Genomic DNA, 24148 nt, shown 5'->3' with positions numbered 1-24148 from the left:
AATAAAGATTTTAAATTACGCTTTTTCTTTTATAAATGCTCTTACTTTATCCATTGTTGACCACACATCACTATCATATATTTGTGTAAATTTTTCTCCTGTGCTCTTACTCATTTCTTCCATCTTGCTACAAGCACCTCCGCCAATAACATACAAATTTTCTGTTTTATATGGCTTATAATCTTTTATATCTGTTACTAAACAGCTTTCATCTTTTCTTTTATAATATAACCCTATTATTTCTGCTGAAACTCTATCATCTCCACTATAAACTATTGTATGTTTAATCTGCTTGATATCTCCACCATTTATATTATTATTTAATACGCCTTCTACGATTAACTTAGCCACACCCTCATATCCAAGTTTTTCTGCTTTCTCATAATCCTCTTTATTGTCACAAAAAAAACTTTCTATTAATATAGCAGTAGGTTTTGAACTATTTAGAATATACAATCCTTTATCTAATTTGGCTCCTCTATTTTTAAATACCATACCTAATTTATTACATATTCTAGTTGCATATTCTAAACCTTTATTACTATAATATAACACTTCTGAGCCTTTTCCTTGACCATCACTTGCATTTAAATGTAACTCTATAAGTAAATCATATTCTCCATTATTAACTTTAGGTATTTTATAAGACTTTTCCTCATTTTTAGAACTAAACTGTTTTTCAGGGCATATTATTACGCTTACTGTATGCCCTTTTTTCCTAAATATATCTGCTAATATTGGTGCCAATAATTTGTTATACTGATATTCATTAACTAATCCATCAGCAGAAGTACATGCACCATTTTTTAGAATACTGTGTCCTACTGTAATACATATTTTCATAACATTTTACTCCTTTAATTAAATTTTATCCATGTATATGTCCCATAATAATGAAAATCTAAATTTATATAAATCATTCATCTTCATAAAAAAAATAATTATCATTTTATTTTTTATAAAAATATCACAAATATTCTTAATATTCAATATATAATACATAAGTGGTAATCTAAAACGCATAACTAGACAAAAACATTTTTATTTTCATTTATTTTCATCTGATTTGATAAACTTTTATGTGATTCTACTATATAATCTCTATTGTCTATTTTTATTTAAAAATTCGTAAAATTATTAATTGATAATACTTTTTTTAACTATAACACTTTTTTATCATTTATATATTTTATAAATACTCTGTTTTAATTTTTTTATGTTAATATCTAATGATTACATTTTTTAGTATAACTTTAGTTATATCAAAAATATTTTAAAAATCTTAAATATATTCACACATTCTCATAAATTATGTTATAATGAGAATATTGCGATGACAGTTTTAGATTTTTGACAACTGGAGTGTAAAATCACTCCCTTTTCTTTTTACTAATTATGATAAATATTTAGTTAATACTAATATGCTATTATATAAAGTAAATATAAAAAATAAACTTTGTTATATGTACATTTTGCATTAATGCAAAAATGAATTTCATATATATTTCTCACAATAGGAGTGCTATGGCACTCTTTTTTGTTTTTTATAATTATGTGAAATATTCAGATACCATGTAATAAACCTTCATTTTTCAATTTTATATAAGAATCAATCATTAGATAAATACTATCTTTTTTATCTTAATATTATCCAAATCAGCACATAATAAATCCAATGTATCTTCTTAATATCACATAAGAAGATTCTAATCAATTTTAGTATCCTAAATTATTTTGCAAAACCAAATTAATTTGATTTAATAGTAATTCAATTAAAATGTGTAAGTACTGTACCAATATAGAAAGTATAGAAATCTAGATTGTTGACAAACTTAAAAATAAAACATACAATAACATTGTAAATTAAATTAACACTGTTAAGTTAAAGAGGTGATTATATGAGTGTCAAAGAAAGACGTAAAAAGGAAAAAATAGAAATGAAGAAAAAAATTATGGATGCTGCCATTGAAATTATCAATCAAGAAGGATATGAAAATTTATCAATTAGAAAAATTGCTACAAAAATAGAATATTCTCCAACTACTATTTATCTTTACTACAAAGATAAGGCACAGATTATTAATGATATGGCTAATGAACTTTATAATAAAATAGAAAATGATTCTATTACTGTTATGGATAAGTACTCCTCATTTTCAGTAGATAAACAAATCAGAGAAATTATGCTTACTTTTATCAAAATTCTTTCTAGCAATCCAGAAATGACAAAAGCCATAATGTATAGTGGAATGAATATTATATTTGCATCTCAAAATACTGCTAGTACTCCTGCTAATAATGGTATAGAGATGTTTGATAAACTTCTTGCTATTGGAATTAAGCAAAAAATATTTAAACCAAACATAGATAATGCTTCTTGGATGCTTATAAGTGCATTATTAGGTTTTGTTTTATGTGCTGTTGAAAATCACTTGTATTCTTTACATAACTTCCCACAATTTATAGACAATTTCGTGGATATTTTACTTGGAGGAATTTACAATGAGCATTCACATCAAAAATCTTAATAAGAAAAATAAATTTTTAAGAATTCTAAAAGTATTAATAGTTTTATTTTTTATATTTATATGTATTATTATTGTAGCTGTAGTTAATTTGAAACCAGAAAAATTAGTAGTACAAAATATAAATCCTACTAAAATAAAAAATGGTACTTATCTTGGAAATGCTGATAATGGTCTAGTAAAAGCTACTGTATCTGTCAAAGTTAACAATGGAGTAATAAAAGATATTCATATATTGAAACATGACACTCTTTTAGGTAAACCAGCTGAAAAGATTGTAAATAATATTATTAAGCAACAATCTTTAGAAGTGGATGCTATAACTTCTGCAACTTACAGCAGTGATACTATACGAAAAGCTATAGAAAATGCTTTACAAAAAGGAGAGTAAAATATGGATACTATTATTGTATATTCAAGTAAATATGGTTGTACAACAGACTGTGAAAATATATTAAAAAGTAAACTATCAAATAATGTTACTATTGTTGATATTAAGGATAAAAACAGTAAAATTGAATTATCAAAATTTGATACAGTTATTATTGGAAGTTCAATATATGTGGGTTCAGTTTCAAAAGAAATTCGTACATTCTGTAATGATAATATAGAGTCATTAAACCAAAAGAAAGTTGGAATTTTTCTTTGTTGCGCATTCTCTGAACAGACGGATAAATATCTATCAAGTAATTTCCCATCATCATTATTAAAGAGTGCAAAATCAATAAGTGTATTTGGTGGTGAAGCTAGATTAGAGAAAATGAAATTTTTTGATAAATTGATTATGAAGTCAGTTACAAAAAATGATTACAATGGTTTGAAAATATCACAGGATAATATAGATAATTTTTTAAGAAATTTTAATGACTAAAATAAGCTATACTCTTCGTTAACAATCCCATCTACCCCTACTTTATGGCAAAGAGCTCAAAAGTCATGGAATGTTTTACCATATATTTTTATATCAAAAGTTACATAACTTTCCCTTATATAACTTTTGATATAAAATATAATAAAGTATACAATATGTTTTCACATTTAAACTTGAACATTATAAAACAAAAACTATTATATTTACTACATTGGAGATGATACTTATGGGAAAAGTTAAAATCAGACTAGCAAAGGAAACAGATGCTGAAGAAATATTAGAAATATATACACCATATATCACTAATACAGCAATTACTTTTGAATATGATATACCAAATATTAGTGATTTTAAAAATAGAATAAAAACAATTTGTTCAAAATATCCATATCTAGTATGTTTAATTGATGAAAAAATTGTTGGATATACTTATGCTCATGAACATAATGAAAGAACTGCTTATCAATGGAATGCTGGATTATCAATTTATATTGATGAAAGGTTTGTAAGTTGTAAAATAGGCATAGCTCTTTATAATTCAATAATAGATATATTAAAATTACAAAATATTCAAAACTTATATGTTAGCATTGCATCGCCTAATATTAAAAGCGAAAGACTTCACCAACACTTTGGTTTCAAACCATGTGGAATTTATCATAATACAGGATATAAGTTTGGTAGTTGGCATGATGTTATGTTATTTGAAAAATACATAGGTACTCATCCTATAAAACCAGACTACATAAAAACAATCAAACAAATTGATACGAAAGAAATCGACACTATTTTAAAAAAAAGCAGTCTTCTTGTCAAATTACTTTAAAATAAAAACTTTAAATAAACCAAAATAAAAATAAGAAAGTAACTTTAAAATAAGTATTTTAAAGTTACTTTCTTATTTTTTATTAAATTTTATAATAATAGTCATATTAACGTAAATACTATAAAAAGAGTTTAAATTTATTTATTTAGTAAAATTAAATCAAAATAGAAAAAATGGAAGGAGAATAATTGATGATAAAACTGATTGGTATATTAATAGTTGTGATTGGATTTATACTTAAAATTGATACATTATTTACTGTATTATTAGCAGGAATAGCAACAGGACTTGTAGCAGGATTAGATTTTAACCAAATCTTTACAACTCTAGGAGATTCTTTTGTCTCAAATAGAGGTGTGTCATTGTTTATACTAACATTACCTGTAATTGGTGTTTTAGAAAGATATGGATTAAAACAAAGAGCAGTTTCTCTAATAGAAAAATTACAAAGACTCACAACAGGAAAAGTACTGAGTATATATATGTTTGCTAGACAAATAGCTGGAGCCTTATCAATAAGAATGAGTGGACATCCTCAATTTGTAAGACCACTTGTTAACCCCATGGCACAAGCTGCTGGATTAAGCAATAGTGATGAATTAAAAGAATCAGACGAAGAAGCTATAAAAGCATTATCTGCTGCATCAGAAAACTATGGTAACTTCTATGGTCAAAACTTATTTGCAGGTAGCAGTGGAGTTTTACTTATAGCATCTACTCTTACTCAATTTGGATATAATGTAACTGGAATTGAGATTGTAAAAGCTAATATCATTATGGCCGTAATAGCATTTATAGCTGCCACAATCCAATTTACTCTATATGATAAAAAATTAAATAAAAGTCATAAGAGATAGATTTATTTAGGAGGTATAAAAGTGCAAAATTTTATAAACATATCATTAGAAATTTTTTATGCATTAATGGGGCTTTTAATGATTGTCATAGCATACAGGTCTTTTACTACAATAGACAATAATAAAAAATACGGTACATCATTATTTTGGATACTAATATCACTACCATTTATATTTGGAAGATTAATTCCAGCTAATATAATAGGAATCATACTAATATTATCTAGTTTATTAACACTTACTAAACAAGTCATATTTGCAAAATACGAAGAGCCAAATGAAAATTTTGGGAAAGAACAGGCAGACAAACTTAAAAATAAAATATTCATACCATCATTAATATTAGCTTTTGCAGCAGTAATTGTAGCTATGAGTCTTTCTAATTTCGATAATTCTTCACAGTTTGCAATAGGTGTAGGTTCAATAATTGCACTAATATCTGCTCTTATAATAACCAAATCAAAATCATCTACCTCAGTTCATGATGGTTCAAGATTATTGCAACAAATGGGACCAGCTAGCATGCTACCACAACTTTTGGTTGCATTAGGTGCTTTGTTTACTCAAGCTGGAGTTGGCGAAGTTATCTCAGGTATGATATCAGGAGTAGTTCCTACTGACAATAGATTATTTGGCGTTATAGCTTATGTATTGGGTATGGTTATATTTACTATGATAATGGGAAATGCATTTGCTGCATTTTCAGTCATAACGGCAGGAATTGGAATTCCTTTTGTATTGTCTCAAGGTGGAAATCCTGCTATAATTGGAGCATTAGCATTAACAGCAGGATATTGTGGAACTCTACTTACTCCAATGGCAGCTAATTTTAATATAGTTCCAGCCGCTTTACTTGAATGTAAAAATGATTATGTTGTTATAAAGTATCAAGCACCAGTTGCTTTAATATTAATTGTAGCACACATATTAGTAATGTATTTTTTAGGATTTTGATATAAATAGGAGGTAAAATAATGAAAGTTTTATTAACAGGGTTTGACCCATTTGGTGGAGAACCAATTAATCCCGCTCAAGAAGCTGTCGAAAGGGTCAAAGATAATATAAATGGCTCAGAAATTATAAAAATAACTATACCAACAGTTATGACAAAATCTGTTGAAGCAATAGATAAAGCTATTCAAAAACACAGCCCTGATATAGTAATATCAGTCGGACAAGCAGGAGGTAGATTTGATATTACACCTGAGAGAGTTGCTATAAATGTAGATGATTTTAGAATAAAAGATAATGAAGGAAATCAGGTTATAGACACGGTTATAAAAGAAGATGGTCAACCTGCATATTTTTCAAAATTACCTGTAAAAGCTATGGTAAAACATATGAATGAAAATAAAATTCCAGCTAGTGTTTCAAATACTGCAGGTACATTTGTTTGCAATCATGTAATGTATGGAATTCTTTACATGATAGATAAAAAATATCCTAATATAAAAGGAGGCTTCATACACATACCATACATGACTTCTCAAATAATAGATAAAAAGAATACACCATTTATGTCTTTAGAAGAAATAGTTAAAGGTTTGGAATTAGCCATAGAAGCTTGTGTAATCTACAAAGATGATATAAAAGAAATTGGTGGTGAAATTTCATAAAAAATATCTAAAATAAATTTTTTAAATTATAAATGAAAATAGACATTTTTTTAAATATAGACTGTAAGTATATTTGTTTAAATTCAAATTTACCTACAGTCTTTTACAATATGTACAATCTTCAAATGTAAAATTAAATTCTATTCTGTTCTCCCCACTCACACATTGCATCTAAAATCTTAATCAAAGACTTCCCTCTCTTTGATAAACTGTATTCTACTTTAGGTGGTATTTGAGGATATTCAGTACGAATAATCAAATCATCTGCTTCTAATTCCTTTAAAGATAAACTCAGAGTCTTATAAGAAATAGTCTTTATATAACGTTTTAGTTCATTATATCTAACAACTTTAAATTCAGCAAGGCAATAGAGAATTACCATCTTGTATTTTCCATTAATCAGTGAAAGTGTATAACTAAACCCTGTTTCACTTAAATCTGCTTGTGAGATACAATCCATATCCATGTGCTACACTCTCCTTTAGGTTAGTATTGAACAAAAATGTGCGTACTTGTCTTTTAGCTAATTTATAATAAAATTATAGTGTAAGAACAATTAAAAGTCAATTTGCTATAATACATATAAATTCTACTTAATACTAGTACTTTAGCATATTGTCAAATTTTAATTTATTTACTCTTTAATTCAAGTTATAAAAAACTTCTAACAAATGTAGTTTCATATCACTGATAAATTTAGTAATAGGAGGTGTTTTAAATGTAAATCTAAGAACAAATGGAATATACCTGTACTTATAGATTCATAGAAAACCTATTTTAGAAAAAGCAAAGACCCTTGAATATCTATTAAATAAATTTTACTGGAGGAATTTCTAATGAAAGTTTTATTAATAAATGGTAGCCCAAACCAATACGGGTGTACTTATACAGCATTAAATGAAGTTGCTAAAACATTAAATAAGCACGACATTGAAACCGAAATATTATATTTAGGTAAAAAACCAATACCAGGTTGTATTGCTTGCTCATCATGCTTTCAAACCGGCAAATGTACTTGGAATGATAAGGTCAATGAGTTAGCGAAAGAACTAGATAATATTGATGGTATTATTGTTGGTTCACCTGTATATTATTCTGGTGCAAGTGGACAACTAACTTCATTTCTTGACCGCTTATTTTTTTCAGCTGGAAGTAAAATGGCAAAGAAACTTGGTGCATCAGTTGTATCATGTCGACGTGGTGGAGCAACTGCAACATTTGACCAACTAAATAAATATTTCTCAATCAGTAATATGCCTATTGTATCATCACAGTACTGGAATCAGGTTCATGGTTTTACACCAGAGGATGTTATGAAAGATAAAGAGGGATTACAAACTATGAGAACTTTAGGTGAAAACATGGCATGGCTTCTTAAGTGTATTTCAGCTGGGCAAAAAACAGGAGTCAAAGACCCTCAATATGAAGAAAAAATTATGACTAATTTTATACAATAAATAATTTGGTTTTATTAATTGTTAATTTAAAATTAAAGTGATACTTAATAAATGGAATAGCGCATAGAAAGCAGTATAATACCTAAATAGTGGTTTTGATTCTATTTATATCAAAACCACTATTTTATTATTTAATCTGTTTAAAACGATTAATTTCTGACATGCTCAGTTATACCCTTCCATTTTCTTTTATAAAAATAGATTAACCCAATAATAGCTGGGAGTATTGGTGATAAAGATTGAGCAAAATAAACGCCTATAAATCCATATTCTAAAATAGTTCCTAGTGTATAACTAAGGGATAGTCTAATAACTACAGAATCTAATAATGCATTAAACATAGCTAGACTAGTAAAACCTATACCAGTTACAAATGAATCATAAATATGCATTACTGCATAAATCAAACTGTTAATTAAACAATAAATTCTAAGATACACAATTCCCTCTCTAATAACTGCTTGATTTTTAGACCCCCAAAATACAACTATTGATTCTGCAAATATTTGTACAAAAACAATGGAAATAAATGTTACAACCAAGCTTAATAATGACAGCTTGACCAACTGCCCAACATAGCATCCCTGCAAAAGTATTTATCTTCAATCCAATTCCAGATACTGCTGAGACAGCAACTCCATAATTATTTAACATGCCAGTCATTAATAAGTAGAATATATTGACCATAGACATTTGTATGAAATATAGAAAGTTATTAATAACCATACTTATCAATGTCTTCTATATTCTTAGATTTTTATCAAATACACTCCTAAAATATACAATATATATATATGTATTGGATAGTATAAATAAAACAAATATTTCATACTCTTACCTTTTTCTCCATTATAAAGCAACATAAAAGGAAGTGACGCAATCATCATCCATTGGTAATTTTCTAGAAGAGATTTTTTCAAGCTATAATCTCCTCCTGCTATGGCTACAAATATAAATATACACATCAAAAAATAACAAATACTTAAACTAAACTTCTTTCCTCTACATAAATAAAAAATAATCCCCAGTGCAATCAAAATTGGTCCACCTTCTACCAAAAATGGTACTGGTACAAAAATCATAATAAACATAAGTACTTTATCCGCTGAGCTAAAAAGTAAAGTTAATATAACGATTCCTAAAATTATAGGAACACTTATCATCAAAAGCCCTCTCACAAGATACTTTTTTTCTTTTTCTGTTCTAAATTTCTTTATAAATTCTATAGCCTGTAAATAAATTACTACCAAAAATAATGTTGCAAAAATATTATTCATAATAATTGAACCTTCTGGATTTTGGAAAGCAGTATTAATTATTTGATTCCCTATTGCCATAATGATAGCCCCTACATATAATCTAGCAATATACTTTTTTTTGTTGCTTGTATGACAAAACCCTTCTACTACCATAAACGTAAACAATGGTGCTGATATTCTACCTAACCAATGAAACCAAACTGGTATATGCATTGTTTGTGGCATAAAAGCTGCTATATGGTCAAATGTCATAAATACCAGTGCTAATATTTTAATAGTAAATCCATTGAAACCTTTTTTAAGAAAATCCATATCATATCTCCTACTTCTGATTTATTTTTATGACGACTTCTGTTCCTATTCCTATTTCACTATTCACATAAATACTACCTTTATGAATCTCTATTATCTCTTTAGAAATAGCCATTCCAAGACCAGAGCCTTTATGTAATTCACCTGTATTAGTACCTCTATAATATTTTTCAAAAATATGCTTTAAATCATTTTTACTTATTCCTACTCCACTATCTTTTATTATAATTTCTATAGTATCTTTTTTTACTATTTCTATTTTTATCAGAGTTTCTTCTTTATTATGCACTATTGAATTAAATATAAGATTTGTTATAGCTCTTCTAAATAAAATTGAATCTACATATACTTCAATTAAATCTTCATAACTTACAAACTCAATATTTCTATTTTTATATCTATTGTCATTTAGAATATCTATTATTATATTTCTAACCAAACTAACTAAATTTATTTTCTTCTTGTTCAAAACTAAGCTATTATTTTTTAATCGAGTTGATAAATTTAAATCATCAACCAAATTTTTTATATACTTGGACTTATTGTATATAATCTCTGTATATTCTCGTAATTCCTCTTCCACAAATTCATAATCTTTATCATTGATTATCTCTGCATATCCTTGTATAGAAGCCAGTGGTGTATTTATATCATGTGTTATATTAGCTAACCATTCCTCTCGCATCTCTTCATTTTCTTTTCTCTCTGCTTCGTTTACCCTCAATGTATCAGCCAACATATTGATATTTTCAAAAACTTCTTCATATATTCCCCTGTTTTTAAGATATAAACTATAATTTCCGTTAGCCATAGTTTCAATACTCCATATTACATTGGATATTGGCTTTGTAAGTTTTCTACTAAATAAGTATCCTATGCTTAAAGCTACCATCCCATCAATTACCAATGTCAAAGTGATAATTTTATTTAAAATTGCTTTAGCATTATCTTGAGAATAAGTTAAAATTATTCTCGATACATCTCTACTAGGCATACCTATTATTATATTTAGATGTTTGTTGCCTAAATATTTTTCTAAAACAAAATTAGTATACTCTGTTTCTATATATTTGTAGTTATTAACCATTTGAAAAGGAGTATATTTTTTTGGAGTATTCGTTGGCACATTTACTCCATACAATTCTTCTCCTGAGTCATTTAAAACTTGTACCCAAGAATGTGATTTTTTTAATTTGTCAATGCCAGCTTTTGATAACTTGAACTCTCCATTTTTTTCATATAGATCTTTTTCAAAAGAACGAGCAAACTCTTCAGGACTGTTTTTAGAACCTACAACATTAAAAAAATTATTAGTCGAAATCACATATAAAATAGACGCAATATTTATAATAACCACTGATATAACTACAAATACGATTGTAAACATAAAGTTTCTAGTAATCTTCCACTTCATATTCTAATCTTCCTTTACTGCTAATTTATATCCAAGTCCTTTTATCGTAAGGATATATTCTGGCTTTGAAGGATTATCTTCTAATTTTTCTCTAATCTTTCTAATATGAACCATTATAGTATTATCAAATCCAATATAATCTTCACCCCATACTTTATCCCATAACTTTTCTTTACTTATAATTTGATTTTGATTGTGTGCAAATAAAGACAATATTTTTAATTCTTTTGCAGATAATGCAATAGACTTACCATCTTTTATGAGTTCTGCTCTACTTTCATTTAATTTATATGGACCAAATGATATAATCTTTTCTTTATTATCTGAGTTTATGCTTTCATTTTGTTCTTCATTAAAATAATTTAGTCTTCTTAGATGAGCTTTTGCCCTAAAAGCGACTTCTTTAGGACTAAAAGGCTTTGTAACATAATCATCGCCTCCAATTGCTAGTCCAAGTAATTTATCTAACTCTTCCGTCTTAGCTGATAAAAATATGATTGGTACATTAGAGTTTTTTCTTATTTCTTTACAAATATCGTACCCTTCACCATCTGGCAACATAATGTCCAGAATGATTAAGTTGGGATTATATTTTTTAAATACTTCCAATCCTTCCTTTCTTGTTTTTGCAGTATACACATTGTTAAGACCTTCTTTCTTAAATACAGTTTCTAAGAGTTTTAAAATTTCTACCTCATCATCTATTACTAAAATGCTATTTTCCATAAATAACCTCCTATGATAATTTATCTATATATTAACATATATCTTCTCTAAGCTTCATTTATATTATTTTAAATCAAGTCAATATATAAACAAAATCATTGTTCTTTTTTATTCTTAATTAAAACCTTTTACTTGATGTAAAATTTTTATATGTTATTTTAGTTAATATTATTATCAATATGATTGAGATTAATATAGATAAACCTATTAAAGTATTTGGTACATTATACTTAACAATTTGTTGACTCATCATAATCCAGTTTGGAGTAATAGAAACAAATTTTATAGCATTATCTGGTATAAAGCCTGTAATAAAGTATGGAACAGCCATAATTAAGCCTCCTAATATGAAAGGCATTACAGCTGATTTAAATATTGAAGAAAGTGCTAGTCCTATTTGTGCAAATATGAAAGAACCAAAAATGACTGATACTATAACAATCAAGTACATTTGTATTACGGTAAGATTTAAATTACTATTACTAAAATACCATAAGTTCTTAATTGGTTCATTCAAATTTTTAAATTCAAAAAAACTAAATCCTCTAATCCCAACCAATAATACAAAAGAAATGTTAATCATGGACAAAGTCAATCCATTAGCTATTATTTTTGATACTACTACTGACTTTTTCCCATTTTTAGTTGTATTTATTAGACTTGTCATATTAGAATCATATTCTTTTGTATAGTTTCCAGAAGTTATTATAAACATTATCAACCCTATTAAAGGTATAGAACCCTCTATCTTATAAAATATATCTGAATATGTGTCAAAAACATTAAATTTTCTAATCAATACAAACCCAAATAATAGTAAAAATATCCAAAGCATCCAAACACTTTTTAATTTTAAGGCTTTTATTATTTCTGCTTTAACTAAATTTATCATATCTGTTATATCTCCTTTGCATCTTCTAAATCAAAGTAAAGCATATATACATCCTCAAATTTTGCTTGAACTAGTTGTGCATTAGCTTCAGTTGGAGTATTTTCTGACACAACTCTAATTACTATTGAATTAACATCACTTTGAATACTTATAACTTTATATTTAGATTGAATCTCATCAATATCACACTCATCTTCAACTTGAATATTATAAACTTTATCTTGCATATGATTTAATATTTCTTTATGTGTTCCTTTCATAAGAAGTTTACCATTTTTAATCATTATTGTTTCTTTTGCAACTGATTCTATATCTGAAATTATATGAGTAGAAAGAATTATTATCTTATCCCTTGATATTTTTGCTATTAGATTTCTAAACCTCGCTCTTTCTTGTGGGTCAAGGCCTGCTGTTGGTTCATCAAGTACTATTATTTTAGGATTGTTTAATAAAACTTGTGCTATGCCAACTCTTCTTTTCATACCTCCAGAGAATTTTCCTATAGCCTTATTTCTGACATCATAAAGACCTACTAGCTCTAACAATTCATCTATCCTACAATTTAAATTTCTACCTTTTAGACCTTTCAACGCTCCTATATATTGTAAAAATTGTCTAGCTGTAAAGTTTTTATATACTCCAAATTCTTGTGGTAAATATCCTAAAATATTTCTATAATCATCATCCATATTAAATATATCCTTACCATTGTAAAGTATTTGCCCACTCTCAGGTTTTATTAGTGTGGTTATTTGTTTCATTAGAGTGGATTTTCCTGCTCCATTTGGTCCTAAAAGACCATAAACTCCATTTTCTAATGTAACTGTAATTTTATCATTTACTACTTTTTTTCCATATATCTTTGAAATATTTTTAACTTCTAATTTATTCATTTTAATTCCCCTTTTATCTATTTATATACTTTGACTTTATTACTGAGAAACACAAAGTCATTATACCTAAAAATATTACTACTAAAAGTCCTATTGATAGATTGACAATATCTATATTCATTTTAAATATTCTAATATCACCTAAATAATTTCCTATTATTTTATTAAATCCAAATATTAAATCATAGTAATTTACCGTTGAAATAATCGAAAGCAATCCTTTAGGTAATATGTGAACTACTGACATCACTTTAGCTACAGCTATACTTAAAATAAGAAAACCTACTGATGATATTGAAGATTTGCTAATAAAAGAACCTAACATAGCTATCATTGCCCATCCTTCAAACATTAAAATATCTATAGCTATATTTGATATTACATAATTGGTTATATTTGAATTTGCTTTTAATGTAGCTATATTGTCTGCTATCCTAAACGATTCTAAGTCACCATTAATTGGTAATACTTGTTGTATGCAGGTCATAATAAATATCCAGATTAAATAAACAAAATAAATTACTAATGGTATAAATATAGCAATAACTATTTTAGATTTTAATGCCTTTTCCTTCTCTTTTGATGATAGTATAATATCTTTTACTGAAGAAGTTACTTCATCTGTATAAAGATTTGATACAGTTATGATTATGACAATCAACATCCCTATATTTATAAGTGAATTTGTGGCTCTATAATTAAATACCTTCCAAAAGTCAACATTTTTATATTCATCAACATTTAGATTATCAAGTTTTTCTTTTGACATGGATTTAATCTTTTTAGAAAATTTATCACTATATGTTTGATTTGAAAGTTGTTTTAAAATATCAAGTTTTTTTTGAAATTTATCATTAGCTATATCTGTTCTATTACTTGTATATTCTATATGACCTTTTTTCTCATCAATATAATAATCTTCTGTTTCTAAAACAGGTTTAACAAATATACTGATTAATAATATGAATATTAATATCCCTAAAGATATCAACATGCTCTTAGATTTAATCAATTTCTTTATTTCCCAACTTATCAATATACATTTCCTCCTAAGTCTTTTTAATTGATTTTTATTTATATACATAATAAAACTTAAATCTTATATCAATATAATTCTAACCTTAAATAAAACTTAAATTATGTGTTTAGTTTTATTCGCTACTTATTTTTATTGTAATTTTTTAGTTTACATTTTTTATAATAAACTTGCTATACTTTTATTAATAGGATTAAATCTAAGATAAGTTGGTGATTGTATGAAAAGTATAGATATTTATACAAAATTAAAAATAATCTTCTTAACATCTATGGCTATGTTTATTATTGGAGCAGCATTTATCTTTTTTATAGAAAATTATATAGTATCAATTATTTTTGTACTTGTTGGTATTTTTATTGATTGGAAATTTTATCGTTGCCCATATTGTAATCATTATTTAGATTCAAGAATGGAACTTGTAAAGAATAGTACTTATTGCCCATATTGCGGAAAAATTATCAAATAGTGACTTAAAATGCATTTTATATTTAAAAGGAATTTTTTAATATAAAAACTTTATTATTAATAATCAAGATATTACATATAAATAATATAGTTTAACCAAATTTAATTGCATTGTTTTATTTATTTTTATAAAAGAACATATATATGTGTTATAGATATGCTCTTATCTTTTTTGTTGTCTCTTAAAATTTTTTATCATAACAAAAAAGATATAAAGAGTTATCTACAAGCTCTTTATATCTTTTAAATATCTATAAGTAAATCAGTTAGTTTTTATATCCGTTTTTAAATATCTATCTTAAAGTTCTTACTAACAATAAATTTTATTTTTTATATTATTGTTAATTTTAATATTCTAGCATTTCACTTTATTTATTCTTACATTCATTTTAATAATATATCCTGAATACTTTTTTAGTTTATCCTCTACTTTGAATCTAATTAATTCAAATATATAAACCTTTAATTCAATCTATTCATGTAAACCTTATCAGTTTATTGTCAGAGTTTATTCTTCAAAAAATAAATATAATTTTATAATATTTTTTAATCTAAAACAAGCATGTTGAATAATAAATCATATTCTAGTATTATTAACTTGTAGAATAAAAGCTAAATTGGTAAAACTAGAAAAATTTAGTAATAAAGTTATAGTGATAAGTACTAAAAAATTCTTTGTAAGTTATGTTAGCAAATTAGCACATATATAATTTTTTTATTTTTACTAAAGTTTTTAGGGGGATGGATAATATGTTTATTGGAGAAATAGACAGATGTACACATATATTGACTGCTTATATAAGTAGTTCATATGATTATTGTAATTTTATAGATACACAATTAGATGATTTTATATCAGAATATGGAGAAACTGTAGTTGAATCTTGTTTATATCAAGTTTTATTGTTAGTAAGTAGATATAATTAAAATTAAGTTTCATTTTCTAGAAAAACCTTTTTAGATTTTCTACCTTAAATAACTATATAATTTTTTATACTTTTCAAGTAACTATAACTTATTTTAAAGTAAAGATGTATTGGGAGTACATCTTTACTTTTTCACTATATAATTTAAAAGTATATACTATAAAATAAAACAACTATACAAATTACATCCTTTATATTCTCTTGAAACACAAGAATCATTCTATACACATATTCTACAATTTCATCAAATATGAATCTAAGTTTTTACTACTCCAAATTTTATCTATCTATAACGCAAATCATATTTATAAAATATCCCCCTATTGTACTTAAATCATATATAAAGTAACATCAATATTTAGAATATTCAATATCAATTGCGTAACTGGTCAATAAAAATGTATAACTAGACAAATTTCCATATTTATATAAAAAATTCAAGAAAAATAATCATTTTATTTAGATATATTTTTTATTTTTTTATTTAATTTATATTAAAAAATATCACTAATAAAGATTTTAATTAGTGATTTTCAAAGTATTAATCACAGAAAATTATATACCTGTAAATTAACTTTAGCATTTCTAATTTATAAAATAAAAGCCCAGCAAAATCTTTACTGGGCTTTTATTTTATAAATTGAGTTTATTATTTTCACCCCATTTACACATTTCTTCTAAAATAGGCATTAATGACAATCCCCTTTTGGAAAGTGAATATTCAACTTTAGGAGGAATTTGAGGATATTCTTTGCGTATGATAATACCATCTCGTTCCAATTCTTTTAACTGATTATTGAGAATCTTATCAGTTATTGAACCAATACATCTTTTAAGTTCTCCATAACGTAATACATCATACTCGACTAACCAAAACATTATAATCATCTTCCATTTTCCTCCAATAATTGAAAGAGTATATCCAAATGGTGTAGAAGTTATATTAGTTAAATCAGATGTATTATAGTTTTTCATACTCATTTAATCACCATCCTATAATAAAGATACTATCCTAAATGTTAGTACCTTACTTAAAAGTAAATACTTGTTTAAATATAAGATAGCACATATACTTATATAAATAAAAGTTACAAATTACGAGGAGATGACTTTCATGAAAAAATGTAAAATAGAAGTAATAAAAACAACATTCCATAAAGATTTAGCAGATGAGTATGGATGTAAAGGTATTGGAAAATGCCCTATGCATAAAGTAGGAGAAGTATTTTTTGGAGATTTTGCTAAACCTGAAAAATTATGTGACGAAGCATGGAAAGCAATGTATCAATATGTATTTGCTTTATCTCATGGTAGTGAAAAATTTTACTATGGAGATTGGATAGATAAAGAAGGAGTGGCTATATGCTCCTGTAATGATGGAATTCGTCCTGTCATTTTTAAAATTGAGAGAACTGATGAAGAATCTAAAATGGAATATAAACCCATAAGATAGATAATAGTCTTAAACTAATTTTACTAATCATATTTTAAATGCATTATTCCAATTTATTCCTTAAAATTTAATGCTTATAGTGAAATATAGTACCAAAATTAAATTAATGAAATACAATAAAAGGAAATTGTATATTGTACAATTTATGTCATAAAAAAGATTCATTTAAATCGATTTTAAAAACTGTTAAGTAATGTACCTAATATTTTTTTAATCCACTTATAAAGAGAATACTCCTACCAATAGATGTCTCTAACATGATTATAATATATGATAAATCTTGTTCATTTTGCCATATATTATAATCTTATTAATTCCTAATATATTTTTTGTAATACAAAATTTCCTAATGTAAGAATCCTTTGAAATTTCACTTTTATATAATTTTATTATTTTATTCTCTCCATAATCATAAATTTTAGATGTATTTCCTTTACCAATACATTTGTATTGTTTCATTATTTTCATCCTCTCAAATTCAATAATATTTATTATTATTTAATAGTATTTATAACTCAGATTTGATATAATACATAGGGTAAAATTTTAATTAATAAACCCTATATATTTACTTATATATTAAAGCTAACAAATTTAAAACTAAGGAGAGCTATATGTTAAAAGCAATAAAAGGAAATATAATTTTTACAAAGACTTCAGATACTTTCACAGTATTTGAAAATAGCTACATTATACTAAACAAAGGCAAAGTAAAAGGTGTCTTTAAAGATATACCTAAAGAATATAAAAACTCAGAAATCGTAGACTATACTGATAAACTTATAATACCTGGTATGAACGACCTTCATTGCCATGCACCTCAGTTTAGAAATTTAGGCATGGCTATGGACAAGGAACTTATACCATGGCTTGAAACTTATACATTCCCAGAAGAATCAAAGTATATAGATATAGAATATGCTACAAAGATGTATAAAAAATTTGTAAAAGAAGTATGGAAATCAGGTACTACTAGAATAGCTGTATTTGCAACAGTACATAAAGAAGCATCTATGAAACTTATGGATATTTTTAAAGAAGCTGGTCTTGGAGCATATGTTGGTAAAGTAAATATGAACATGAATTGTCCTGACACTCTACTAGAAAATACTGAGGATTCTATCAACGATACAGAAGAAATAATAAACAAATACAGTGACATAAATTCTATTGTAAAACCAATTATAACTCCTAGATTTATACCTAGTTGTACAAGTAATCTCTTAAGGGAATTAGGAGATTTATGTTTAAAGTATAATGTTCCTATACAATCACATTTATCTGAAAACCATGATGAAATTGAATGGGTTAAAAGTTTAGAACCTGAATCTAAATTTTACGGAGATGCCTACAATAGATACAATTTATTTGGTCAAACAGCTACATTAATGGCTCATTGTATTCACTGCTCTCAAGAAGAAATAGATTTAATGAAAGAAAATGAGGTTATGGCTGTTCATTGTCCTGCTTCTAATTTTAATGTTGGTAGTGGAGCCATGCCTATTAGAAAATTACTTGATAATAATATAAAACTAGCTCTTGGTTCAGATATAAGTGGTGGTCATACATTGTCAATATTTAAAGCAATAGTATCTGCAATCCAGCTATCTAAATTATACTGGGTAAATTCTAATAAGAAATGTAATTTCCTATCGTTATCTGAGGCTTTTTATATTGCAACTAAAAGTGGAGGAAGTTTTTTTGGAAAAGTTGGTAGCTTTGAAGAAAATTATGATTTTGATGCATTAATTATTGATGATTCAGATTTAAATCATGACAGTTACTCTATACTTGAAAGACTTGAAAGATTTATCTATGTTGGTGATGACAGAAATATTATTCATAGATATGTATGTGGAAAATTAATTGAGGAACCTTCTGTAGAATTATAATAAAAATTTTTATTGTACATACCTTACTTAATTCATATACTCAATATTCATATACTCAATAAAAAGAGTATGTACTAAAATCCATGAAATCATAGATTAAAACATACTCTTTTAGATTATCTTTGATTTATTTCTAGTTGTATTTAATTTTAATAATTATATTGTGTTTTTTCATAGTCAGTTTTCTTTCTAAACTTTAATTTGTACACATTACTCTTAGTCCTTAAATAAGAATGCTACAATTTTTATGAAGTTTAACTAAATTACTCTTTGTAATACCCTTCTAAGCTTTAATTTTAGTTTTATTGTATGCTTTGCATACAATAACTATTAAGCCTATACCTATAATCACCAAAGCTATTCTACTTATTACAAATCTCTGTGGAATATCAAATGCAAGATTACCCATCGTGTCTGCAACTTTACTCTCTAGTATAGAGTTCACTAGATTTTTACCAGATATAATAGATAGTGTACCAGAATTTGTTATAAGAAATATTATTGGAATAAAAATATATAGAAAGTTTCCATTTATATTACCAATAAACATGCCCATACCTGATATAAATAACACAGATGGTATTAAAATTAGAATTATAGGTTTTATAAATTGACTAAAATCATTAAATTGAAATAATCTATTGTAAAAAATAAAACTTATTGCAATTACAACTGCAACTGTTAGAAGATACGCAACTGCTATTGTAACACTTTTTAAGCAAAAATATGTTGTAGGTTTTATCTTAGTGCTCATAGTAATTGTCCTTACAGCTTCTTCTCTCTTTGAAAAGATGTACGTGCAAAACACAAGAACTATAACTAGTAAAAATGGATTTACATCAAGTAAAAAACCAGAATAACTCCACTCTGAAAATGGTGCTGTGTCGTTTAAACCATAGATTGTCTTTGTCTTAAGGACATGGTAGGAGAACCATCCTGTTATTAATATTAAAACCAAATATACCTTAGAGAATAACAATCTCTTCATTTCATATTTTATTATTTTTAAATTATTCAAAATTCAATTCCTCCCCTGTAAGATTACAAGCCTTTAAGAAATCATCATATTTTAATATATTGTACTTATACTTGTTATATAAGTCTTTAAGAATAGCTTCAAACTTATCTTGTCCTAAAATCTCTTCTGCCTTCAAAATTTGTAATGGCATTTTGTTATATAGAAGTCTCATAGAATTAGGTGATAAAATATTGAATACATAATTTTCAGGCAATTTTTCCAAATACTGCGGATTATTCATATAGAAATTTCTCTTAAGCTTATCATTTTCTTCTTTCCAATTATCTATAGTTTTTTTACTATACTCTTTTCCATACTCGTATTCCATGAACTTATTAGTTGCATAATTTGTTATTCCTTCTGGTGACCAAGGAGGTGTCATTTGGTCAACTTGTACTATAATCCCCCACCACTGGTGGCATATTTCATGAGCCAAAACTTCAGATCCATTTTCTCCCTCTCCTATGTGAGTATCAAATACATCTGGGTTGAAAATACTTTCATCCATATAACTTATATTCTCATGTGCTTTTCCTCCAGTTACCTGTCCTGATGAGGCTCCTCCTTCTACTAGCTTAAGCGGAATAACTTTATAACGTTCTAGTTCTCCATATTGTTTTGTATAGAAATTGATAGAATCTTTTATAATTTTCTCTGCATTCATTTTATTTATTTTATCTCCATGCTTTCTATTATAGTAAAATTGCACATCAATCCCACCTGCTTTTATATCTTTTTTTACATAGTCTGCAGCTATTATAGTCAACATTATTCCTCTTGTGCTAAATTTCCATGTACATTCATTATCCTTTTTATCACCTTTTACCTTTTCTGTACTGATTCCACTTACTACAGGTGTTATTCCAGTAGGTAGAGTTATATTACCATGAATCATCGATTCCATTGTATTCATAGCATCAACTTTAGGTTTTGGAAATATTGAACCTTTACTACGTAACTCAACCTTATCTTTACTTATTGTATCTCCTGCAAGAATAGTTTCAAATAGTTGATTGTTTATTAATTTCCCTCCATACTCAATTTCAATTTTAAGATTTTTTTCTTTAGGTATATTCAAACTAAGTCTTCCTTCTGCTTGTTTCTTCTTAGAAATATCATATTTAGCTTTCTTACCATTTATCTTAATATCTTTAATATCGTATCCAGGATTTAAATCAAATTCCAAGTTTTGATTTTCTCCACTAGTATTTTCCATAGTGTATTGTATTTTGCCATCTAATCTTGCCTTTTTAGGATTTATTTTTATATCAAGATCTGAATCAAGTAATTTTATATTCTTATTTAGCTTTTCATCAGCACCAGTAGACATAACAGCACCTGAGCCAGACTTCTTATCTGATACCTTTTCCATTTTAGGTGGAGGAGTATCATCATAATATGGTTCAAATGCATATACACTATAAGAACCTGCAATTAATACTATAGTTAAAATTGATAGTAATACCTTTTTCATATTAATTAGTATAGATGAAAAAACATTTTTTTTATATTTTCTTGTGCATATCACACCTAATAAATACGTTGATATTGATATAAAACTCCAAAGTAGTCTATTCCAACATAAAGCTTTTAATTGCAAAGTATTCCCAAAGCTATCAGAATAAATAGTAACTTTTGTCTGTACCCAATCAATAAGATAACTATCTTTTATATTTATAGATAAAAATACTAGAACAAGGAGTATAATCATACTTAAATCAATACGTCTTGTTATAGAATAAAATCCTGCTGAAAGTAAAATACCAAATAATAAGGCTGGTAACATTAAAACTAAATAGTTTATAAGATAAGTACTTAAACTAAAATTATCACCCATCTTAATGATAGAATATGGAAAACATATAATCATCGAAATTATTACAGATACTATAGTTGATACAAGAATAGAAATCACTCTAGCTAAATTTAAACTTTTAGCATCCATAATAGTTTCTATGATACCATTGGTTTTGTTTCTATAAATACTATCCATCTCATATATTGTAAACATTGAGAATAAAACTGTACATATTAAAGCCCCTAACTTTGCTGGATTAAGTAAAACAGGTATACTCAAACTAAGTGATTGTCCTGAACTACCTTGGGGCAATAATCCAGGATTTTCATACATTATTATTGATAGACCTGGTATCAGTGCTATTACTACTATGAAAGTCCATGTAATCTTTGAGCTAAAAAGCCTCTTTATCTCATCTTTGATAAATTTAATTGATTGCATTACTTTATCTCCTCCTCAGATATTAAAAGCATATACGCATCCTCTAATGATGGCTCTACAGGTATCGCAAATTCTGGAAGATTATGACTTACAATACGATATGAAGTCCCTGTTGTAGTAAGAATACTTGATGTAACTTTAAATTTGCTTGTTTTATTGCTATGTATTTTTCCATTTTTATCTTCATAAACTCCAACATGTCTCTCCGCTTTTTTAATTAACTCTTCAGAACTTCCATCAAATAGCACATTTCCTTTATTTATTACTATCAATCTATTACATACAGACTGAACATCTTCTATAATATGTGTGGACAATATTACAATCTTATCTCTTGAGTTTTTTGAAAATAAATTACGGAAGTTTATTCTCTCCTCAGGGTCTAGTCCGACTGTAGGTTCATCTAGTATTAATAACTCTGGATTTCCCATTATTGCTTGAGCTATTCCAACTCTCTGTTTTTGACCACCTGATAGGGTCTTAATCTTTGAATTTCTCTTTTCTAATAAATTAGTTTGACTAATAACTTCTTCTATTATCTTTTTTGTGTTCTTATTAATACCTTTTAAAACTGACATGTACTCAAGAAATTGATACACTGTCAACTCATCATACAAACCAAATTCTTGTGGTAAATATCCTAATTTACTTTTTAAATCTGTTTCATTCTGTTTAAGGGGTTTACCATTTACTAAAATCTGACCTGAAGTTTGAAGTATTCTTGAAGTCAAAAGTTTCATTAAAGTACTCTTACCTGCTCCATTAGGATATTATAATTTAGTCCGAATAATTAAAACATCTATAACAATTGAAATAAGTGGTATCCAATCAAATGGACACCACTTATTTTATTCATCAATATCATCTTCTTTTAAATTTTTAAAATACTCTTCTAACTTATCTAAGCTTTTACTATCTAAAACTTCATCATCATGCAGGGCTGAAATTAAACTCTTAAATGAATTGTTGTGCATAAAACTAAAGAAACTTTTTGTCTCAACCTTTAAATAATCTGTTTCCTTTATAGCTATAGTATAATATGTACATCTAACTACCTTATCAGTAGTTAAAAATCCTTTGTCTACTAAATTTTTTAGGAATGTTAGTGTTGTACTCTTTTTCCAATCATACTTTAACTTCATAGCTTCTATGACATCCCTTGAGGCTAAGATATCATCCACTCCCCAAATATATTTCATCAGTTTTAGTTCTGCATGTGGTAATTTATTAATCTTCATTAGTTTACACCTCTTACCAATTTATGTATAATTAAATTTTATACCAATAAGAGTGTGTAATCAATTGAATTAGAATATATATTTATTCCAATTTATTCCATATAAAAAATAAGCACTCCTATAAAAAGAGTGCTTTGGTGTATGTTAATGTATATATCTAATACAATTATAACATGTCTTATGTTCTAGTATGATAATTTTTGTTCGTTTTATTGTTACAACTTCTACTA

Annotated in this window: 27 protein-coding genes; 12 read left to right on the top strand and 15 right to left on the bottom strand. The window is 26.4% G+C overall.

From position 1 onward, the window contains the following. Nucleotides 1-15 precede the first annotated feature (15 nt). Nucleotides 16-843: an N-acetylmuramoyl-L-alanine amidase gene (locus tag IC758_RS08810; protein WP_227433170.1), complete on the bottom strand. Its 828-nt coding sequence runs from the start codon at nt 841-843 to the stop codon at nt 16-18. 1055 nt (nt 844-1898) lie between these two features. On the opposite strand from IC758_RS08810, the gene IC758_RS08805 reads away from it, so the two are divergent. The 7 genes from IC758_RS08805 (at nt 1899) to pcp (ending at nt 6695) form a co-directional block, all read left to right on the top strand. Then, complete coding sequence (locus IC758_RS08805; RefSeq protein WP_227483248.1) at nt 1899-2528, top strand: TetR/AcrR family transcriptional regulator; 630 nt, start codon at nt 1899-1901, stop codon at nt 2526-2528. Then, a complete protein-coding gene (locus IC758_RS08800) occupies nt 2503-2916 on the top strand; it encodes an FMN-binding protein (protein ID WP_227433168.1) in 414 nt (137 codons plus the stop codon). Before IC758_RS08805 ends, IC758_RS08800 begins: the two co-directional genes overlap by 26 nt. Nucleotides 2917-2919: 3 nt before the next feature. Further along, nucleotides 2920-3396, top strand: a complete 477-nt coding sequence (locus IC758_RS08795) for a flavodoxin domain-containing protein (RefSeq protein WP_227834492.1) — start codon at nt 2920-2922, stop codon at nt 3394-3396. A 226-nt stretch (nt 3397-3622) separates the two neighbouring features. Beyond that, nucleotides 3623-4222 (top strand): GNAT family N-acetyltransferase, encoded by a 600-nt coding sequence (locus IC758_RS08790; protein WP_227433166.1) that lies wholly within the window; start codon nt 3623-3625, stop codon nt 4220-4222. Between the two features lie 191 nt (nt 4223-4413). Further along, a complete protein-coding gene (locus IC758_RS08785; protein WP_227433165.1) occupies nt 4414-5079 on the top strand; it encodes a DUF969 domain-containing protein in 666 nt (221 codons plus the stop codon). Between the two features lie 21 nt (nt 5080-5100). Beyond that, nucleotides 5101-6033 carry a DUF979 domain-containing protein gene (locus IC758_RS08780; RefSeq protein WP_227433164.1) on the top strand — a complete coding sequence of 311 codons (933 nt, stop codon included), beginning with the start codon at nt 5101-5103 and terminating at the stop codon, nt 6031-6033. Nucleotides 6034-6053: 20 nt separating this feature from the next. After that, nucleotides 6054-6695 (top strand): pyroglutamyl-peptidase I, encoded by a 642-nt coding sequence (gene pcp, locus IC758_RS08775; RefSeq protein ID WP_227834493.1) that lies wholly within the window; start codon nt 6054-6056, stop codon nt 6693-6695. Nucleotides 6696-6828: 133 nt separating this feature from the next. Here pcp and IC758_RS08770 read toward each other — a convergent pair whose 3' ends face one another. Next, nucleotides 6829-7161 carry a winged helix-turn-helix transcriptional regulator gene (locus IC758_RS08770; protein ID WP_227433162.1) on the bottom strand — a complete coding sequence of 111 codons (333 nt, stop codon included), beginning with the start codon at nt 7159-7161 and terminating at the stop codon, nt 6829-6831. Between the two features lie 370 nt (nt 7162-7531). Between IC758_RS08770 and IC758_RS08765 the strand changes: the two genes are divergently transcribed. Continuing rightward, on the top strand, nt 7532-8152 hold the full coding sequence (locus IC758_RS08765; protein WP_227483251.1) for a flavodoxin family protein: 621 nt from the start codon (nt 7532-7534) through the stop codon (nt 8150-8152). Nucleotides 8153-8301: 149 nt separating this feature from the next. On the opposite strand, the gene IC758_RS08760 is transcribed toward IC758_RS08765, so the two are convergent. The 7 genes from IC758_RS08760 to IC758_RS08730 all read right to left on the bottom strand — a co-directional run bounded on the left by IC758_RS08760 (nt 8302) and on the right by IC758_RS08730 (nt 14684). Further along, nucleotides 8302-8742 carry a hypothetical protein gene (locus tag IC758_RS08760; RefSeq protein ID WP_227834494.1) on the bottom strand — a complete coding sequence of 147 codons (441 nt, stop codon included), beginning with the start codon at nt 8740-8742 and terminating at the stop codon, nt 8302-8304. Nucleotides 8743-8901: 159 nt separating this feature from the next. Continuing rightward, a complete protein-coding gene (locus tag IC758_RS08755) occupies nt 8902-9723 on the bottom strand; it encodes a TraX family protein (protein ID WP_227433159.1) in 822 nt (273 codons plus the stop codon). A gap of 10 nt (nt 9724-9733) precedes the next feature. After that, the gene (locus IC758_RS08750) at nt 9734-11137 is read right to left on the bottom strand and encodes a sensor histidine kinase (RefSeq protein WP_227433158.1); all 1404 of its coding nucleotides are present in this window, start codon (nt 11135-11137) and stop codon (nt 9734-9736) included. A gap of 3 nt (nt 11138-11140) precedes the next feature. Continuing rightward, nucleotides 11141-11863, bottom strand: a complete 723-nt coding sequence (locus IC758_RS08745) for a response regulator transcription factor (protein ID WP_227433156.1) — start codon at nt 11861-11863, stop codon at nt 11141-11143. Between the two features lie 118 nt (nt 11864-11981). Next, complete coding sequence (locus IC758_RS08740) at nt 11982-12755, bottom strand: ABC transporter permease (RefSeq protein WP_227483255.1); 774 nt, start codon at nt 12753-12755, stop codon at nt 11982-11984. Nucleotides 12756-12760: 5 nt separating this feature from the next. Beyond that, complete coding sequence (locus IC758_RS08735) at nt 12761-13648, bottom strand: ABC transporter ATP-binding protein (protein ID WP_227834495.1); 888 nt, start codon at nt 13646-13648, stop codon at nt 12761-12763. A gap of 13 nt (nt 13649-13661) precedes the next feature. Further along, on the bottom strand, nt 13662-14684 hold the full coding sequence (locus IC758_RS08730) for a hypothetical protein (protein WP_227860908.1): 1023 nt from the start codon (nt 14682-14684) through the stop codon (nt 13662-13664). 220 nt (nt 14685-14904) lie between these two features. Here IC758_RS08730 and IC758_RS08725 point away from each other — a divergent pair, with 220 nt between their 5' ends. After that, nucleotides 14905-15153 (top strand): hypothetical protein, encoded by a 249-nt coding sequence (locus IC758_RS08725; protein WP_227860907.1) that lies wholly within the window; start codon nt 14905-14907, stop codon nt 15151-15153. Between the two features lie 749 nt (nt 15154-15902). Continuing rightward, on the top strand, nt 15903-16079 hold the full coding sequence (locus tag IC758_RS08720) for a hypothetical protein (protein WP_227433148.1): 177 nt from the start codon (nt 15903-15905) through the stop codon (nt 16077-16079). A gap of 632 nt (nt 16080-16711) precedes the next feature. On the opposite strand, the gene IC758_RS08715 is transcribed toward IC758_RS08720, so the two are convergent. Beyond that, entirely contained in the window at nt 16712-17053 is a 342-nt protein-coding gene (locus IC758_RS08715) for a winged helix-turn-helix transcriptional regulator (RefSeq protein WP_227433313.1), read from the bottom strand. A gap of 139 nt (nt 17054-17192) precedes the next feature. Here IC758_RS08715 and IC758_RS08710 point away from each other — a divergent pair, with 139 nt between their 5' ends. Next, nucleotides 17193-17531 (top strand): TIGR04076 family protein, encoded by a 339-nt coding sequence (locus IC758_RS08710; RefSeq protein ID WP_227433146.1) that lies wholly within the window; start codon nt 17193-17195, stop codon nt 17529-17531. A gap of 261 nt (nt 17532-17792) precedes the next feature. Here IC758_RS08710 and IC758_RS08705 read toward each other — a convergent pair whose 3' ends face one another. Beyond that, a complete protein-coding gene (locus IC758_RS08705; RefSeq protein WP_227823805.1) occupies nt 17793-17990 on the bottom strand; it encodes a hypothetical protein in 198 nt (65 codons plus the stop codon). 155 nt (nt 17991-18145) lie between these two features. On the opposite strand from IC758_RS08705, the gene IC758_RS08700 reads away from it, so the two are divergent. Further along, the gene (locus IC758_RS08700) at nt 18146-19423 is read left to right on the top strand and encodes an amidohydrolase family protein (RefSeq protein WP_227851072.1); all 1278 of its coding nucleotides are present in this window, start codon (nt 18146-18148) and stop codon (nt 19421-19423) included. A 283-nt stretch (nt 19424-19706) separates the two neighbouring features. Here the strand turns inward: IC758_RS08700 and IC758_RS08695 are convergent, their stop codons facing one another. From IC758_RS08695 to IC758_RS08680, 4 genes are all read right to left on the bottom strand, one after another. After that, complete coding sequence (locus IC758_RS08695; protein WP_227433139.1) at nt 19707-20441, bottom strand: hypothetical protein; 735 nt, start codon at nt 20439-20441, stop codon at nt 19707-19709. Beyond that, on the bottom strand, nt 20434-22680 hold the full coding sequence (locus IC758_RS08690; RefSeq protein ID WP_227860906.1) for a M1 family aminopeptidase: 2247 nt from the start codon (nt 22678-22680) through the stop codon (nt 20434-20436). Before IC758_RS08690 ends, IC758_RS08695 begins: the two co-directional genes overlap by 8 nt. After that, on the bottom strand, nt 22680-23420 hold the full coding sequence (locus IC758_RS08685; RefSeq protein ID WP_413927706.1) for an ATP-binding cassette domain-containing protein: 741 nt from the start codon (nt 23418-23420) through the stop codon (nt 22680-22682). The genes IC758_RS08690 and IC758_RS08685 overlap by 1 nt, the downstream gene beginning before the upstream one ends. Nucleotides 23421-23528: 108 nt before the next feature. Beyond that, nucleotides 23529-23918, bottom strand: a complete 390-nt coding sequence (locus IC758_RS08680) for a BlaI/MecI/CopY family transcriptional regulator (protein ID WP_227834497.1) — start codon at nt 23916-23918, stop codon at nt 23529-23531. Nucleotides 23919-24148: the final 230 nt, after the last annotated feature.

Source organism: Clostridioides sp. ES-W-0016-02 (genome assembly GCF_020641035.1).
Taxonomy (GTDB): Bacteria; Bacillota; Clostridia; order Peptostreptococcales; family Peptostreptococcaceae; genus Clostridioides.
The sequence above is the reverse complement of the archived record's forward strand: the minus strand, read 5'-3'. Positions and strand labels throughout refer to the sequence as shown.